Genomic DNA, 15,619 nt, shown 5'->3' with positions numbered 1-15,619 from the left:
ATTAACCTAAAAGAAAATGATAATGTGCCGACAATTCACCTTGTAATTCGCGCGCCTGATATGACCCGAAAGTTAGGTGTCGAAATTTAACAGTCCATGTCTGTGTTTGTGTCTGATTCATCTGTTGCAAAATTTCATTCGCAGGAAATTCATCACGATATAGACCCAATGTCACATGTGGACAATAAATCATAGCATCTATTTCTTTAGCTACTGGCCAAAAACAGCGTCGCAGCTGCAATAAAATGTTTTGTTCATCAATGACATCTAAAAAAAGTGCACTTTGATAGCTACGAATCCCCCCCAACTTCAATTCAAAGCTTTCAGCCTGAAGTTGGTGTAACAAGTCAATTTGCTGTTGCAATTGTCGCTCGTGAAAATGATCAGATAGATGTTGTAAATGAAAAGGTGCTTGCCAAAAACCACAAACGAATAAAGTAATATGCCACTGGCGATAATTCGGCATATACAGGAATGGTTGAAATTGCTGCTGTAGCGTATTTAAATAATCACGACAGGCGGTATCTTCTATTTCTAGATACCAGAGGGAAAATTGATCGCGTCCTTTATGCCAATCAGAATAATCTGCATCCAAGCTTGCAAATGTTCGGCTATTCGGCTGTAAATACATGGCTAGAACTGAGTGATCCCTACATAGCGATATAAACCAGCTACCCCCAAATCCATTTTATAAATCAATAATTGCTCTACCTGAGCAGATGTAACCTCTTCTAAAACATTCATTTCTTGATCATGAATATCATCAACTGAATGTGCTAAACATGCCTCAAATCGGTCTGAAATATATTCAAAACCTAAATCCATCGCAATAAATGCAGTATGCTCACAAGGCTGCACATATTGTTCTTCATCCCAATTCAGCACAAGATGCTGGCAATATGGGCATGCAAGGTTCACCTGCTCCCCCTGAACTTCAATAATTTGGTAATTCATAAAAGATCAATCTTTTGCGGTAGCATAGTTTAAAATATTTTTAACTAAATAGCATGGTATGTGTTGAAATTGGTTATAATTTTATCAAAAATAATGCAACACATTTCAAGGAGGATGTATGGCAACTTTAGAAAAAGCAATTACCTTTGCAACTCGCAAGCATTCAGGACAAGTCGACAAAGCAGGTCAGCCATATATTCTTCATCCTTTGCGCTTAATGCTTAAAATGAAAGGCCCAACCCAACAGATCGTTGCTGTATTACACGATGTACTTGAAGATACCGATGCAACCATCGTAGACCTTATCTCTCTAGGCTTTTCTCAAGATGTGATAGATGCCGTCTGTGCGCTGACAAAAAAAGAAGGTGAAAGTCGCATAGAAGCCGCGTGGCGTGCGGTCAAAAACCCAATTGCTCGCGAAGTCAAACTTGCTGATGTGGCAGACAATATGGATCTCGGAAGAATTACTCACCCAACTGAACGTGACTTTTTACGCTTAAAAGAGTACCAGCAAGTTCAGGAAATCTTGCTCCATGGCATTTAAAACTTGTATCAGACTATTAGAACGTATATTTTTCTAAATAATTTATCTCTCAGGTCACTCTGTAATGCTCAGCGATTTAGATGATTTTTACTGTTTTGCTTTGGTGGTTGAACATGGTGGGTTTAGTGCTGCTGAACGTGCCACAGATATCCCCAAATCCAAACTAAGTCGCCGCGTATATAATCTTGAAGAACGTTTGGGTGTTCGCCTGATTCAACGCAGTTCTCGTCATTTTGCTGTGACTGATATTGGCATGAATATTTACCGACATGCTCAGGTCATGATGAATGCCGCCCAAGCAGCCCATGATTTGATTGATCATCTTAGTGTTGAACCACGTGGTATCGTAAAAGTCAGCGTTCCTGTTTCAGTGGCTCAAAATGAGTTTACTAAAATTCTGCCAAATTTCTTAAAACGCTATCCTGAGATTCGCCTACAACTTATTGTTAGCAATCGTCGTATTGATGTCATCAATGAAGGTATTGATGTTGCTGTACGTGTCCGTTCTAAAATTGATGATGACCCTGGATTAATTGTCCGAAAATTTGATCGACACGAACAACATCTCTTTGCCAGCCAAGCCTATCTTAATGAATACGGTGACCTAAAAAATCCTGAACAACTCGGTGAACATAAAGTACTGAGTATGGTCGATGAACATGCAGATCAATTCATGGTTTTGCATAATCAGCAAAATCAACCCATTAAAATTAAAGTCAACCCTACTGTGATGGGTTCGGACTTAATGATGATCTGCCAGTTGGCTCGGCAAAATTGTGGTATCGCCCTGCTTCCCGATTCAATTGCGGCAGATTATATTAAAACAGGTGAATTGGTGAGAGTTCTTCCAGAGTGGAAAGCACCTCATGGCATCTTACATGCAGTCTACCCTTCACGCCGTGGAATGCTACCAGCAGTTCGCGTTTTTATTGACTATTTGGTCGAACACCTCACAAGTAAAGAAGACGTAACTCATCTTTAAAAGAAGAGTAAATATTAAGATTAATTACAGCGATATATTGAGATTTAATAGAATGTATCTATATCTCCATTATTTACACTTAATATATTGATAAATTAGCAACAAATAAGGTGTTACCTTAAATATCTTGATAGAAGCTATAGTCATTTATATATAGATTTAAAAAGATATTTACTTTTATGATTCTTTATTTGTATAAATTAAAGGTGTATCTCAATCTATCAGGTAAAAGATATTTAACTGCATAGAAGCATGATATTTATTCATGAAAAGTACGCAAACAAAATAATATGTGCTGAGCACATTCAAAAGGAGAAATATCGTGAAAACCAAATTAATGGCTATCACTTTAGCAGTTACTACAGCATTATCTGCAGGTGCAGCATTTGCAGACCAAAATCCTAATGACCACCGTGGCAACATGCAACAAAACCAACGTGATGATCATCGTGGCAACATGCAACAAAACCAACGCAATGATCACCGCAGCAACATGCAGCAAGATCATCATCAACCACGCTATCAACAAAATCACCAAGCTTATCGCCATGATATGCCACGCCCAGGTCAAGAATGGCGCAAAGGTGGCCGTGTTCCAGCTAAATACCGTGGCACTGCATACCGTGTAAGTGACTGGCGTTCTCACGATCTTCCAGCTCCACCACGTGGACATCGTTGGGTTCGTGTCAATGGTGACTACGTTCTTGTGGCAATCGCAACAGGCGTGATCGCACAAATCTTACTTGGTGGTCACTAAGTCTTAATTTAAAAAAAGCACCTTAACGGTGCTTTTTTTATTCAAACATATTGAGCTGTGGCGAAGATTTTACAAGTTTTTCTTTTGGGACATGCAAACATGTAAACTCATCTACAGGAAAACCTTCCACAAAATTTTGAATATTTGGACTTTTCCAGTTTAGCCACTCATGCAAACGCTGCTGAGGAATCACAATGACTGAGCGTTTTACATTTCCAGGTTCATGAAAAACTTTCATCATAGGGTGATCTATCGCGTCCATCGTCAACATCGAAGCAGAACGAATAATCTGCTGGTCAACTTTGGCTATTTCATATAAAGCAGCAATAAAAAAAGCGTTGCCATCTTTACGTCTTACACCCCAACGCTGTGGCTTATTCTCAATATATTTACTCTCGTAAAATTCCGTTACAGGAATCACTCCAAATTTATATTTTAATGCAGAAGCCTGAAAGCTCGGTTTCTGTAAAATTGTTTCTTGTCGTGCATTATAGGTATGTTTTGCAACACTAAGATCTGTTGCCCATTTGGGAACTAAGCCAAACATAACTTCACGCCATTCCATTTGTTGCTCAGCCTGAAACAATAAAGGACAGCTTCCCATCGGATAGACTTCTTCTGTATAGGCAAAATCTATTTGAGGTAATCTTAATTGCTGTAATTGCAATAAAGTTAAGGGCTTAAAATTGGCACACATCTGGATTTCAAAATATTCCGTTTCTTTTCTATTATCGGCTAAAAATTTGTATTTTTCTAATTTAAGTTGATTCAAATAAATTATATACCCACAAAAAAAGCCTCCAAAGAGGCTTTTTAATTTAGGCAATTAATTAATCACCTGTGTAACCTTTCAACTTCAAGCGTGCAGCATGAAGTAAAGGTTCGGTATAACCAGCTGGCTGTTCAGCACCTTTAAAAATCAAATCAGATGCAGCTTTAAATGCAATATTATTTGCAAAGTCAGTCGACATTGCAGTGTATTCAGGGTCATTGGCATTTTGTTCATCAACGATACGAGCCATACGTTCAAGAACTTCCTGAACTTGCGCTTGAGTCACAATACCGTGACGCAACCAGTTTGCAACGTGCTGCGAAGAAATACGAAGTGTTGCACGGTCTTCCATTAAGCCCACATCATTAATATCTGGAACTTTAGAACAACCTACACCCAAATCTACCCAGCGAACAACATAACCTAGAATACCCTGACAGTTATTTTCAAGTTCGTTGTTAATTTCTTCAGCACTCCAGTTTGTTTCTGCCGCCAATGGTGGTGTCAACAAATCATCTAATGGTAATGCTTTTTCAGACAATAATTCATGCTGACGTTGTGAAACATTACATTTATGGTAATGAATCGCGTGAATTACTGCACCTGATGGAGATGGAACCCATGCACAAGATGCGCCTGCTTGAGGATGCTCAATTTTGGTTTTATACATATCAAGCAGCATGTCTGGTTTTGGCCACATGCCTTTACCAATTTGTGCTTTACCACGCAAACCACATTGTAAGCCTATCATCACGTTACGGTTTTCATAAGCAGCAAACCATTTTTGGTTTTTCACTTCAACTTTACGTACCATCGGGCCTGCTTCCATAAAGGTATGGATTTCATCACCCGTACGATCCATAAAGCCAGTATTAATGAAAATGGTACGTTCTTTCGCAGCAGCAATACAGTTTTTCAAGTTTACAGATGTACGTCGTTCTTCATCCATAATCCCGACTTTCAAACTTTTCGATGGTAAGCCAATCAACTGCTCTGCACGTTCAAATAGCTCAACTGCAAATGCAACTTCTTCAGGGCCATGCATTTTCGGTTTAACAATATACATTGAACCTTTACGAGAGTTTTTCACTTCATTTTGTCCCAAGATATCTACCTTAGACAATAATGGAGTGACTAAAGCATCCATGATGCCTTCGTAAATTTCTTCGCCATCGACCAAAATTGCAGGGTTTGTCATTAAATGCCCTACATTACGTAATAGCATCAATGAACGACCATGTACAGTTGTCGTGCTTCCTACCAAATTATGATAACTACGATCTTGATTTAGTTTACGTTTTACAGTTTTTCCAGCTTTCTCAAAGGCGTCTTCTAAAGTACCTTGCATTAAGCCTAACCAGTTACGATAACCTTCAACCTTTTCTTCAGCATCAACTGCTGCAACAGAGTCCTCCAAATCTTGAATCGTTGTCACAGCAGCTTCAAGCACGATGTCTTTTACGCTTGCACTGTCTGTTTGACCAATTGGGCTTTTTGCATCAATTTGCACAATGGTATGCAAACCATTTTCTTTAAGCACAATTTCAGATGGCTGAGCAGCTTCACCGTTATAACCTACAAATAATGCAGTATTGGCAAGCGTCGTTGTTGTGCCATCTTTCAGTGTCACAACAAGTTGATTATTCTCTACAACATATGAAGTTACATCTGCATGTGAACCTTGTGCCAATGGAAAAATCTCATTTAAGAAATTTTTAGCAAATGCAACAACTTTTGCACCACGAACTGGGTTATATGCTTTGGTTTTTTCTGCACCATCAGTCTCAGGAATTACATCAAAACCATACAATGCATCATATAAAGAGCCCCAACGTGCATTGGCAGCATTTAAGCTATAACGCGCATTACGCACAGGGACAACCAATTGAGGACCTGCAATTAGCGCAATTTCTTCATCCACATTTTCAGTGCTAATTTGGAAATCTTCTACTTCGGGTAATAAGTAGCCAATTTCTTTCAGGAAAGCTTTGTATGCTTCCAACTCAAAGCTATTATTACGATGCCATTCATCAATTTTAGCTTGCAGATCGTCACGCTTTGCTAATAGCGCCTTGTTCTTTGGACTAAGATCAACAACAATCTGTTCAAATCCTTTCCAGTAGCTGTCACTATCTAAACCTGAACCAGGTAGAGCTTCATTTTCAATAAAATCGTACAATTCCTTAGCAATTGCAAGTTTGCCTTTTTGAATACGTGCAGTCATTGTCTTTCCTGATTTTGCTACTTTTTATTACCGAGATGTTCAGTATAAACATTTATACTGGGCTGAATAGCTTTATTAACCTGCGAAATAGCGAACATTTCATAAACAACAAAATATTTCTATCTCTTTGTTATATAAAAATAAAATACAAAATAAACCAATGTAAATTATTTTTAAGGTATCTGTAATTAGACTAAAGTGCCACTTATTATCAGTACAGCTTTGATGACTCTAACAAATTTTGAATAACAGCGTCTATGCTTTTATTTTGAACATATGTAAGAAAATAAAAGCGCCTTTAAGGCGCTTTTATTTTTATATTTCTTTTTGTTTATCAGCCGTTTGCTGAATCTGCTTATGCTCTGCATTCAAATAGTCATCAGACTGCATTTCAAGTAACCGCGAACGTGTACGCTCGATTTCAAATGAGAGTTTCTCACCCTTATAAATTTCAATAATACTGTCTTGAGAGGTCAATAATAATTTGACCCCACGGTCATAAAACTCATCAACCAAATAGATAAAGCGACGTGTCGCATCATTCAATAGATCTGTTAAATGCGGAATATGACTTACTAAAACCGTATTATAAGTATTAGCAATCTCAATGAAATCTGCAGGGCTTCGTGGTTTTAAACACAGTTCTCTAAACTCACACCATAAAACATCTTGGCTATGCCCCAATGTTTCAATCTGACGATTATTAATTTCAATGCTGCTTTTAACAATATTCTGTGATTGCGTTAAGGCATGGAAACGTTCATCTAACCATTGATCAGCTTCAGGCGTTAGAGGTGTTTTAAATAACTGTGCCTGTTTCAATACGCGTAGACGATAATCCACACCTGCATCGACATTCAGAATCTCACAATTTTCTTTCACCATTTCAATGGTAGGCAAAAAACGGTCACGATGAATGCCATTTTTATACAAACCGTCTGGTGCAATATTTGATGTTGCAACTAGAGTAATACCGCGTTGAAAGAGCTTTTGAAACAAATCGCTCAAAATCATGGCATCAGTTACATTTGAAACAAAAAATTCATCAAAACAAATAATTACAGCATCTTTATAGATTTGGTCTGCAACTAAATCTAATGGATTTCGATGACCAGAAAGCTTATTCAACTCTTTATGAACATATTGCATAAAATGATGAAAATGCATTCGTGTTTTACGTCGAAATGGAATGGAATCAAAAAATTGATCCATTAACCATGTTTTGCCACGCCCAACACCACCCCACATATACACACCATGTGGTGTCGTTTGACGACGAAAACGACGAAAGGCTTTTTTTGAAGCTTTATAACGACTAATTAGCTCTTGCCACACACGTTCCAATTCATTTACAGCTTGTGCCTGTGCATCATCAGCTATAAATTGCCCTGAAGATAGGGCTTGTGCATAGCGTTCCGCAGGAGATGATACTACTGTACTATTTTCAGATTTAGGATTAAACATAAGCTTCAATATTCGATAAATTGAACAACTTTGTAATAACTTAGTCGTTGGGTTTATGTTCCAAATAAAGTTGGAATACATAAATGCTGTGATTTAAAAAACTCATTCCCTTGTACTATAAACTCTGAATAAATCACATATTCATCCATGTTCTTGTTCAGCACAATTCGCAAGTATTATTTGATAAAGCTATGCTTAATTTCAAGCTTTTTTGGTCATGAAATTGCAAAAGATGGTTTTAGACACTCATCTTTTGCAAGTACTTCTCTTTTACAATGTCGCTAAAATATCATGTACAACTTGCTGAGGATTTTCAGCCTGCGTAATTGGGCGACCAATCACTAAATGCGTAGAACCATCTTGCATCGCCTGAGCTGGCGTTACAATACGTTTTTGATCATCTGCATTTGATCCTAAAGGACGAATACCAGGTGTCACTAAAGCAAATTCACTGCCCAAATCTTGACGTAAAATCTTTGCTTCCTGTGCAGAACAAACCACACCATCTAGACCACAGTCATAGGTTAATTTGGCCAAACGACGTACCTGATCTACTGGCTCAACATCTAAACCAATATCACGAAGGTCTTCCCGCCCCATAGATGTTAGCACTGTAACTGCAATCAATTGAGTAGAGTAGTTTCCAGCTTTTAGACGTTCAACACAGGTTTCCATCATCTTGCGACCACCAGATGCATGTACATTCACCATCCAAACACCTAAATCTGCTGCAGCACAAACCGCCTGTGCCGTCGTATTTGGAATATCATGAAACTTCAAATCTAGAAAAACTTCAAATCCAAGATGGTGTAAAGCTTTTACAACCTGAGGACCTTCATGAGTAAATAACTCTTTGCCTACTTTTACTCGGCATAGTTCAGGATCTAGCTTTTCTGCAATCGTTAGAGCTTGGGCTTGGCTTTTCGCATCTAAGGCAACGATAATACTCAAGAGATTAATTCCAACCAAAAATAAAGCCCATTATAATGGGCTTTTATCTTCTGAGCTAATATCCAAAACAGTTTTTTCTTGTCGACTATGAGCGATTGCCTCTGTAGCAGCCAATTGTGCATTATGGAGCTGCTCTTTATGTAAACGCTCAATATCCTTACGTAACCGTTGAATTTCCCAGCGACTTTGGAACACTCGAAAAATTTGTACACCTAGCAACAATCCTAAGATAATTCCCAGAGCTAAAGTGATTAACACCAATAAACCTACTCTCATTTCAGGAACATGGGTTAACCATAAGTCCACCGAAACCATAGTACCGTTTAGTAAAACTAATGCCAATGAATAGACAAATAATACAATCAATACAAGGATAAGAATAAAGCGCATAAGCTCTCCCGCATTAATCAGTTCTTAGTTGCTACCAGACTCATTCACAGCATCGCGTAATGCTTTACCAGGTTTGAAATGAGGAACAGCTTTTGCTGCAACGTCAACAGATTTACCAGTTTTAGGATTACGTCCCACACGTGGTTCACGATGATGCAAAGCAAAACTTCCAAAACCGCGAATTTCAATACGATTATCCGATGACAGCGCCTCGATCATTTGATCAAGCATAATTTTAACTGCTTCCTCTACAAGAGGCTCAGCTAAGTGTGGATTTTTCAAAGCAATGCGTTGTATTAAATCAGATTTATTAAGTGCTTCTGTAGTCATCTGTGACCTCATTGGTTTATAACGATTTATCAGTCAATTGATAATAACCCGTTTAAATACAAAACGGTAGCGCAGTATACCAATACTACGCTACCGTTTACAGTAATTAAATAAAAAGTATCAATTAGTTACACTAATTTTCAACTATTTTTATAGATTACTTCATTTGAGCTTTGATCAAGTCACCAATAGTCTTAGGACCATTGTCTTGAGATGCAGCTGCTTGACGTAAGTTAGCAACAGCTTCTTTCTCTTCAGCTTCGTCTTTCGCTTTAACAGATAAGTTAATAGTACGAGACTTACGATCAACGTTAATGATCTTCGCTTCGATTTCTTGACCAACTTCTAAGAATTTAGTCGCATCTTCAACGCGATCACGGTTGATTTCAGAAGCTTTCAATTGAGCTTCAATTTCGTCAGCCAACTTAACAGTAGCGCCTTTAGCATCAACTGCAGTTACAGTACCTTTAACCAAAGCACCACGTTCGTTAGCAGCTAAGAAGTCATTGAATGGGTCGCTGTTCAATTGTTTAATGCCAAGGCTGATACGGTTTCCTTCAGCGTCTACAGACAAGATAACAGCTTCAACTGTGTCACCTTTCTTGTAACGACGGATAGCATCTTCGCCTTGTTCGTTCCAAGAAATATCAGACAAGTGAACTAGACCATCGATACCACCTGGCAAACCGATGAAGATACCAAAGTCAGTGATAGACTTGATAGTACCTGAAACTTTTTCACCTTTGTCATGGTTCTTAGCAAACTCTTCCCATGGGTTAGCACGAGTTTGTTTGATACCAAGAGAAATACGACGACGTTCTTCATCAACTTCAAGAACCATAACGTCAACTTCGTCACCAATCTGAACAACTTTAGATGGGTGGATGTTTTTGTTCGTGTGGTCCATTTCTGAAACGTGTACTAAGCCTTCAACGCCTTCAGCGATTTCAGCAAAACAACCGTAGTCAGTTAAGTTAGTAACACGAGCTTTAACGATAGAACCTTTAGGGTAACGGCTCATGATCGCTAACCATGGATCTTCACCAAGTTGTTTAAGACCTAGTGAAACACGATTACGTTCTTTGTCAAATTTAAGGACTTTAACAGTAACTTCTTGACCAACTTCAACAACTTCTGATGGATGCTTGATACGTTTCCAAGCCATGTCAGTGATGTGAAGAAGACCATCAATACCGCCAAGGTCAACGAATGCACCGTAATCAGTAAGGTTCTTGATAGTACCTGTAACTGTTTGACCTTCTTCAAGTTGAGCAAGAAGAGCTTCACGGTCAGCTGAAGATTCAGCTTCCATAACAGCACGACGAGATACAACAACGTTGTTACGTTTAGCATCAAGTTTGATTACTTTGAACTCTAACTCTTTACCTTCAAGGTGAGTTGTGTCACGGATAGGACGAGTGTCTACTAAAGAACCTGGCAAGAACGCACGAACTGGACCGATGTCAACAGTGAAACCACCTTTAACTTTACCAGAGATAACACCAGTAACGATTTCGCCATCTTCAAAGATTTTTTCAAGTTTAGTCCAAGTTTCAGCACGTTTCGCTTTTTCACGTGATAAAACTGTTTGACCCATGCCGTTGTCAAGAGCTTCAACAACAACATCAACAGTATCGCCAACTTGAACTTCAAGTTCACGTTGGTCGTTTAAGAATTCTGCACGGTCAACAACGCCTTCAGATTTAAGGCCAGTGTCAACAGTTACCCAGTCGTCATCGATGCTTACAACAACACCTTGGATGACTGCACCCTTTTCAACGTTTAAGTTTAATTCGCTTTCTTCAAAGAGGGCTGCAAAAGATTCGGTCATGTTATACCTGATAAAGTCAACAGTCTTGGATCAGTCAAGGCTGGTTTGGTTATACTCACACATCATCCGTAAATCTGATCAAGTGATGTGTCAGCTAAATGCTTTTTCTAACCGCGCGTCAATATAATTCACCATTTGTGTAAAGACCTCATCGATTGTTAACTCTGAGCTATCAATCAACAAAGCATCTACAGCAGGCTTGAGTGGAGCAACTTCGCGCTCCATATCTCGTTTATCGCGCGCTTGTATGTTAGATAAAATGTCAGCTATTTTAGCATCCTCACCCATACTCTGCAACTGTTTTACTCGTCGCTGAGCTCTAGACTCTGCTGATGCTGTCAAATAAATCTTTGCCTGTGCTTCAGGAAAGACAACTGTTCCCATATCACGACCATCAGCGATTAAACCTGGTAATTGTGCGAAATCCCGTTGCCGCTGCAATAACGCAGTCCTTAATTCAGGAATAACAGCAACTTTAGATGCAAAAGCGCCAACCACTTCTGTTCGAATAGTTTGCGAAACATCTTCTCCGTCTAATAAAACTTGAATACCTTGTTCTGTAACTAAAAATTCAATATTTAAGTTTCGTGCAATATCTATGCATTCTTGTAAATTTTCGTGTAAATGCTCAATTAGCTTTCTTTTTTCCAAAGACAATCCTAGCAGCCGATATAACGCGCCAGAGTCCAATAAATGATAGTGATAATGTTGAGCGATTTTTGTTGCCAAAGTTCCTTTCCCTGATCCACTTGGCCCATCAATCGTAATGACATAAATACTCATAAAACATCCAAATATAAATTTAATATTTAGGCTTAATAAAGCAGCTAGTCTGCATTTTAGAGTTCACAAATTCAATCTTCTTTTCTTATTTTAAATGACATAACCGTTATTTTTAAGAAACATCAATAAACCACAAATACATTTTACTTATAAAATCAGTGATATATTTAATATCTCACACATTAAGGTTTGGTCAACCCACTTGACCAAACCTTGTTCAGTTTTAGTTTCCAGCGTCTGTAGGACGAGCACGTAAAACTTTATTTGCTTTATTTAATTCCATATTCAAAGCAACATTGCGTGGTGGAATTGGAGACAAGAACCACTTTTTATATAACTGATCCATCTTACCTGAGCGCCACAAACCAATTACAACTTTATCAGCAACTGCTTTCATTTTTGCATCATTATTTGGCAACATAATTGCATAAGGGTCAACAGATAATGCTGTACCAACAATTTTGTAATCACGAGGATGTCCAGATGTTGCAATCAACCCTGCAAGTGTTGAATCTGCCCCAACAAAAGCATCTGCCTTCCCAGCAGCCAGCAATGCAAAAGATTCAGCATGATCTCGACCATAAATTTTATGGATGTTTAAATCACTACCGCGAATACTTCGCTTTAAATATTTATCTGAAATCACGCCAGCAGTTGTAACAACAGTTTTATGATCTAAATCATCAAGTTCCTGAACTTTTGATGAACTTTTTACGGCCATACGAATTTCTGCCATATAATAGTTCGTTGAAAAATCCACTTCTCGATCACGAATGACTGAGTGTGCTGAAGTACCACATTCCATATCAATCTGGCCTGATCTTAGCATTGGAATTCGTTCAGTCGGCGAGACTGTCTTATACACAACACGCAAATTTGGCATACGTAATTCTTTTTTGATTTCAGCAGCAACGTCATTACAAATATCAATCGCATAACCCATTGGGTGACCATTGATCACATAAGAAATAGGCTGTGATGAAACTCTAGTCCCAATAACCAAAGTGCCCGTTCTTTGAATTTTAGCTAATGTATCCGCAGCAAATACCGAAGACGCGGACATCATTGAAGAACAAACCATAGTAGAGACAAATAATTTTTTAAGTCCTGATTTCATATTTTCCCTTTATGATTGCATCAATATTTATTGTTTTTCCCAATATTATTGATACTCACATTTTAAATATAATTTATGAGCGCACAAATATAGGTCATTTATTATAAATTTACAGTAAAACAATGAATTAAATGCTCAAAATTAGAGCTTAAAATTTAAATTTTGCTCAAATATAATGCTTTATTATTTTTTCTGAGCTCTTCGTTTCCTAAAAAATGCACTTAATAGTGCACTTGCTTCTTGTTCAAGACAACCATTTTGGTACTCAAAAATATGATTATAGTAACCGTTATTGTTTAATAATTGGCGTGCGCTTAAGAGAGAACCCGCTTTAGGCTCACTTGCTGCAAATATAACTTTTTTAATTCTTGCATGAACCAATGCACCCACACACATCGTGCAGGGTTCCAAAGTAACATAAAGCACAGCATCTTCAGGTAAACGATAATTTTGGAGTCGCGCACATGCATCACGTAAAGCAACAACTTCGGCATGTGCTGTAGGATCTTGCAAAGTGATTGGCGCGTTATACCCAACACCAACCACTTGGTTCTGACTTACGATTACGGCGCCAACAGGAATTTCACCATGAATTTCAGCAAAGCTAGCCTGCTCTAACGCCAATCGCATCCATTTTTCATCATCTTCTGAGAAAATAGGATCAGATAATCGATTAAATGACATGATATTGTTTCAGAATCGCATTCCAGCTTTCAATCGTAGTAACTGGTGGGCATGAACCTAGAATACCTTTCAAGCTTAATTCATCATACTTTTGCCATTCTGGAGATAAATCTTTATCTACCAAACGGGCACGCACACCTTCAATAAAATCAGGATGACGAATTTTCCAGTTTGAAATTTGCACTTCTAAATCAAAAACTTCATTCCATGAATGTACATTTTTCCCCCACTGCCACAGCAACCAAGTCAAAGCCGCTGTTACAGGTGAGCCTTTTTGCAAGTTTTCACTGGCTTGACGTAGCCAATCACTTCGGGCATCACTTAAACCAATGATCGCTTCATAATCATATTCAAAATTCACACCACGACAAACACTGTGCAAGACATCAAGCGAATTTTGCAAAGGACCTGCACCTACAGGTCGATGCATGCTATTCAATGTATCATCAATAGCTCGGAAATCACCAGCTGGATAATGTCCCCAATCGATGTTAATCAGTTTTTTCAAGACGATATCGCGCTGCGCATCACAGATATGAGAAGCCCAACCAATCGCATATGCACCTGCTGAAGTCATAATAGAGCCTGTTAAACCCGTAAATAACCCCACTGCCCCTCGATCAGCCAAAAAGCGAGTTCCACCAACATCAGGATATAAACCGATGTTGATTTCTGGCATTGCCAAACGAGAATAAGGTGTCACCAAGCGAAATGGTGCTGCCATAAATAAACCAAGCCCACCACCCATCACATACCCTTCACCCCAAACAACTATTGGTTTGGCGTAGTTATGCAACAATAAATCCAAAGCATATTCTTGTTTAAAGAACTCAGTCGCAGTATCTGCTTCATTTTCAAGGACAAGCTGACGCAGTTTACGTACGTCTCCACCTGCACAAAATGCTTTTGGCGTCGTAGAATCTAACCAGATTGCTTTAACTTCATCATCCTGATGAAAGTCTTCAAAAACTTCCCGAAGTGCTTTGACGATAGATAAATCCAAAGCATGTAAGGATTTTGGTCGATTCAAACGGACTATACGCCAGCCATTTGCTGCTTGTTCAACAATGAGGTCAGGATGATACTGCTGAGTATTAGGAGATTGTGTCATGCGTCCAGCTGCCAGTTTATTGGCTCAATGCCATTGAGTTTCAGATAATTATTGGCTTTAGAAAACACTTTGCAGCCAAAAAAACCACCACGGTTTGCAGCAAGTGGTGATGGATGAGCTGCCGTGAGTACCAAGTGTTTCTCTCGATTAATTCTTTGTCCCTTACGCTGTGCATATGCTCCCCAAAGGATAAATACAATATGCTCGCGCTGTTCATTGAGTACATCAATTACATAATCTGTGAAGTCTTCCCAGCCTTGTTTTTGATGAGAGGTCGGCTGCCCTGCCTCTACAGTCAGCACACTGTTGAGTAACAATACGCCTTGCTGTGCCCATTGTGTCAGATCACCGTGTAAAGGTGCTTTTATTCCAAGATCAGACTGCAACTCATGAAAAATATTACGCAAAGATGGCGGTAATGCAACTCCTTTTTGCACGGAAAAGCTCAGCCCATGTGCCTGATTTGGACCATGGTAAGGGTCTTGACCTAAAATAACGACTTTAACCTGATCAAAAGGCGTCGTATTCAGCGCATTAAAAATAAAAGGGCTTGGTGGATAAATGGTTTTATCTGCTTGCTTCTCTGCCATTAAAAACTGGCGTAAGTCATCCATTTTGGGACTTAAAAGAAAATCTTGCAGCGCATATTTCCATGACGCATCCATTTGTACTTTATCAAGCTTTTGCTGTTGTTGTTCCGTTAAAGACATGTAAAAACCAATATT

General features: G+C 38.7%; 17 protein-coding genes. 3 read left to right on the top strand and 14 right to left on the bottom strand.

Annotation, left to right across the window (positions count from 1 at the left end; genetic code table 11):
* Nucleotide 1: 1 nt before the first annotated feature.
* Nucleotides 2-631, bottom strand: a complete 630-nt coding sequence (locus C1A47_RS07990) for a 2'-5' RNA ligase family protein (RefSeq protein ID WP_111894170.1) — start codon at nucleotides 629-631, stop codon at nucleotides 2-4.
* Between the two features lie 2 nt (nucleotides 632-633).
* Nucleotides 634-954 (bottom strand): hypothetical protein, encoded by a 321-nt coding sequence (locus C1A47_RS07985; protein ID WP_111894168.1) that lies wholly within the window; start codon nucleotides 952-954, stop codon nucleotides 634-636.
* 118 nt (nucleotides 955-1,072) lie between these two features.
* Here C1A47_RS07985 and C1A47_RS07980 point away from each other — a divergent pair, with 118 nt between their 5' ends.
* The 3 genes from C1A47_RS07980 to C1A47_RS07970 all read left to right on the top strand — a co-directional run bounded on the left by C1A47_RS07980 (nucleotide 1,073) and on the right by C1A47_RS07970 (nucleotide 3,237).
* A complete protein-coding gene (locus tag C1A47_RS07980) occupies nucleotides 1,073-1,498 on the top strand; it encodes an HD domain-containing protein (protein ID WP_111894166.1) in 426 nt (141 codons plus the stop codon).
* 64 nt (nucleotides 1,499-1,562) lie between these two features.
* Nucleotides 1,563-2,480 (top strand): LysR family transcriptional regulator, encoded by a 918-nt coding sequence (locus C1A47_RS07975; RefSeq protein WP_111894164.1) that lies wholly within the window; start codon nucleotides 1,563-1,565, stop codon nucleotides 2,478-2,480.
* A gap of 322 nt (nucleotides 2,481-2,802) precedes the next feature.
* On the top strand, nucleotides 2,803-3,237 hold the full coding sequence (locus tag C1A47_RS07970; protein ID WP_227539751.1) for an RcnB family protein: 435 nt from the start codon (nucleotides 2,803-2,805) through the stop codon (nucleotides 3,235-3,237).
* 37 nt (nucleotides 3,238-3,274) lie between these two features.
* Here C1A47_RS07970 and C1A47_RS07965 read toward each other — a convergent pair whose 3' ends face one another.
* From C1A47_RS07965 to ung, 12 genes are all read right to left on the bottom strand, one after another.
* Nucleotides 3,275-3,934 (bottom strand): SOS response-associated peptidase family protein, encoded by a 660-nt coding sequence (locus C1A47_RS07965; protein WP_111894162.1) that lies wholly within the window; start codon nucleotides 3,932-3,934, stop codon nucleotides 3,275-3,277.
* Nucleotides 3,935-4,067: 133 nt separating this feature from the next.
* Nucleotides 4,068-6,233, bottom strand: a complete 2,166-nt coding sequence (locus tag C1A47_RS07960) for a malate synthase G (protein WP_111894160.1) — start codon at nucleotides 6,231-6,233, stop codon at nucleotides 4,068-4,070.
* 315 nt (nucleotides 6,234-6,548) lie between these two features.
* Entirely contained in the window at nucleotides 6,549-7,697 is a 1,149-nt protein-coding gene (gene zapE / locus C1A47_RS07955) for a cell division protein ZapE (protein WP_111894158.1), read from the bottom strand.
* 270 nt (nucleotides 7,698-7,967) lie between these two features.
* Entirely contained in the window at nucleotides 7,968-8,648 is a 681-nt protein-coding gene (gene pyrF, locus C1A47_RS07950; RefSeq protein WP_111894156.1) for an orotidine-5'-phosphate decarboxylase, read from the bottom strand.
* Nucleotides 8,649-8,678: 30 nt separating this feature from the next.
* Nucleotides 8,679-9,038, bottom strand: coding sequence for a lipopolysaccharide assembly protein LapA domain-containing protein (locus C1A47_RS07945; RefSeq protein WP_111894154.1), 360 nt, complete (start codon nucleotides 9,036-9,038; stop codon nucleotides 8,679-8,681).
* Nucleotides 9,039-9,062: 24 nt separating this feature from the next.
* Nucleotides 9,063-9,368 (bottom strand): integration host factor subunit beta, encoded by a 306-nt coding sequence (locus tag C1A47_RS07940; protein WP_111894152.1) that lies wholly within the window; start codon nucleotides 9,366-9,368, stop codon nucleotides 9,063-9,065.
* A 157-nt stretch (nucleotides 9,369-9,525) separates the two neighbouring features.
* Nucleotides 9,526-11,199 (bottom strand): 30S ribosomal protein S1, encoded by a 1,674-nt coding sequence (gene rpsA, locus C1A47_RS07935; protein ID WP_111894150.1) that lies wholly within the window; start codon nucleotides 11,197-11,199, stop codon nucleotides 9,526-9,528.
* A 90-nt stretch (nucleotides 11,200-11,289) separates the two neighbouring features.
* A complete protein-coding gene (gene cmk, locus C1A47_RS07930; RefSeq protein WP_111894148.1) occupies nucleotides 11,290-11,982 on the bottom strand; it encodes a (d)CMP kinase in 693 nt (230 codons plus the stop codon).
* Nucleotides 11,983-12,205: 223 nt separating this feature from the next.
* On the bottom strand, nucleotides 12,206-13,099 hold the full coding sequence (locus C1A47_RS07925) for an amino acid ABC transporter substrate-binding protein (RefSeq protein ID WP_111894146.1): 894 nt from the start codon (nucleotides 13,097-13,099) through the stop codon (nucleotides 12,206-12,208).
* A 183-nt stretch (nucleotides 13,100-13,282) separates the two neighbouring features.
* Nucleotides 13,283-13,783 carry a tRNA adenosine(34) deaminase TadA gene (tadA, locus tag C1A47_RS07920; protein WP_111894144.1) on the bottom strand — a complete coding sequence of 167 codons (501 nt, stop codon included), beginning with the start codon at nucleotides 13,781-13,783 and terminating at the stop codon, nucleotides 13,283-13,285.
* The gene (locus tag C1A47_RS07915; RefSeq protein ID WP_111894142.1) at nucleotides 13,773-14,894 is read right to left on the bottom strand and encodes an enoyl-CoA hydratase/isomerase family protein; all 1,122 of its coding nucleotides are present in this window, start codon (nucleotides 14,892-14,894) and stop codon (nucleotides 13,773-13,775) included. Before C1A47_RS07915 ends, tadA begins: the two co-directional genes overlap by 11 nt.
* Nucleotides 14,891-15,604: a uracil-DNA glycosylase gene (ung, locus tag C1A47_RS07910; RefSeq protein WP_111894140.1), complete on the bottom strand. Its 714-nt coding sequence runs from the start codon at nucleotides 15,602-15,604 to the stop codon at nucleotides 14,891-14,893. Before ung ends, C1A47_RS07915 begins: the two co-directional genes overlap by 4 nt.
* Between the last annotated feature and the right edge of the window lie 15 nt (nucleotides 15,605-15,619).

The organism is Acinetobacter sp. MB5, assembly GCF_003261585.1.
Lineage (GTDB): Bacteria > Pseudomonadota > Gammaproteobacteria > Pseudomonadales > Moraxellaceae > Acinetobacter.
Note: the sequence above shows the minus strand (reverse complement) of the source record. Positions and strands in the feature narration are given on the sequence as shown.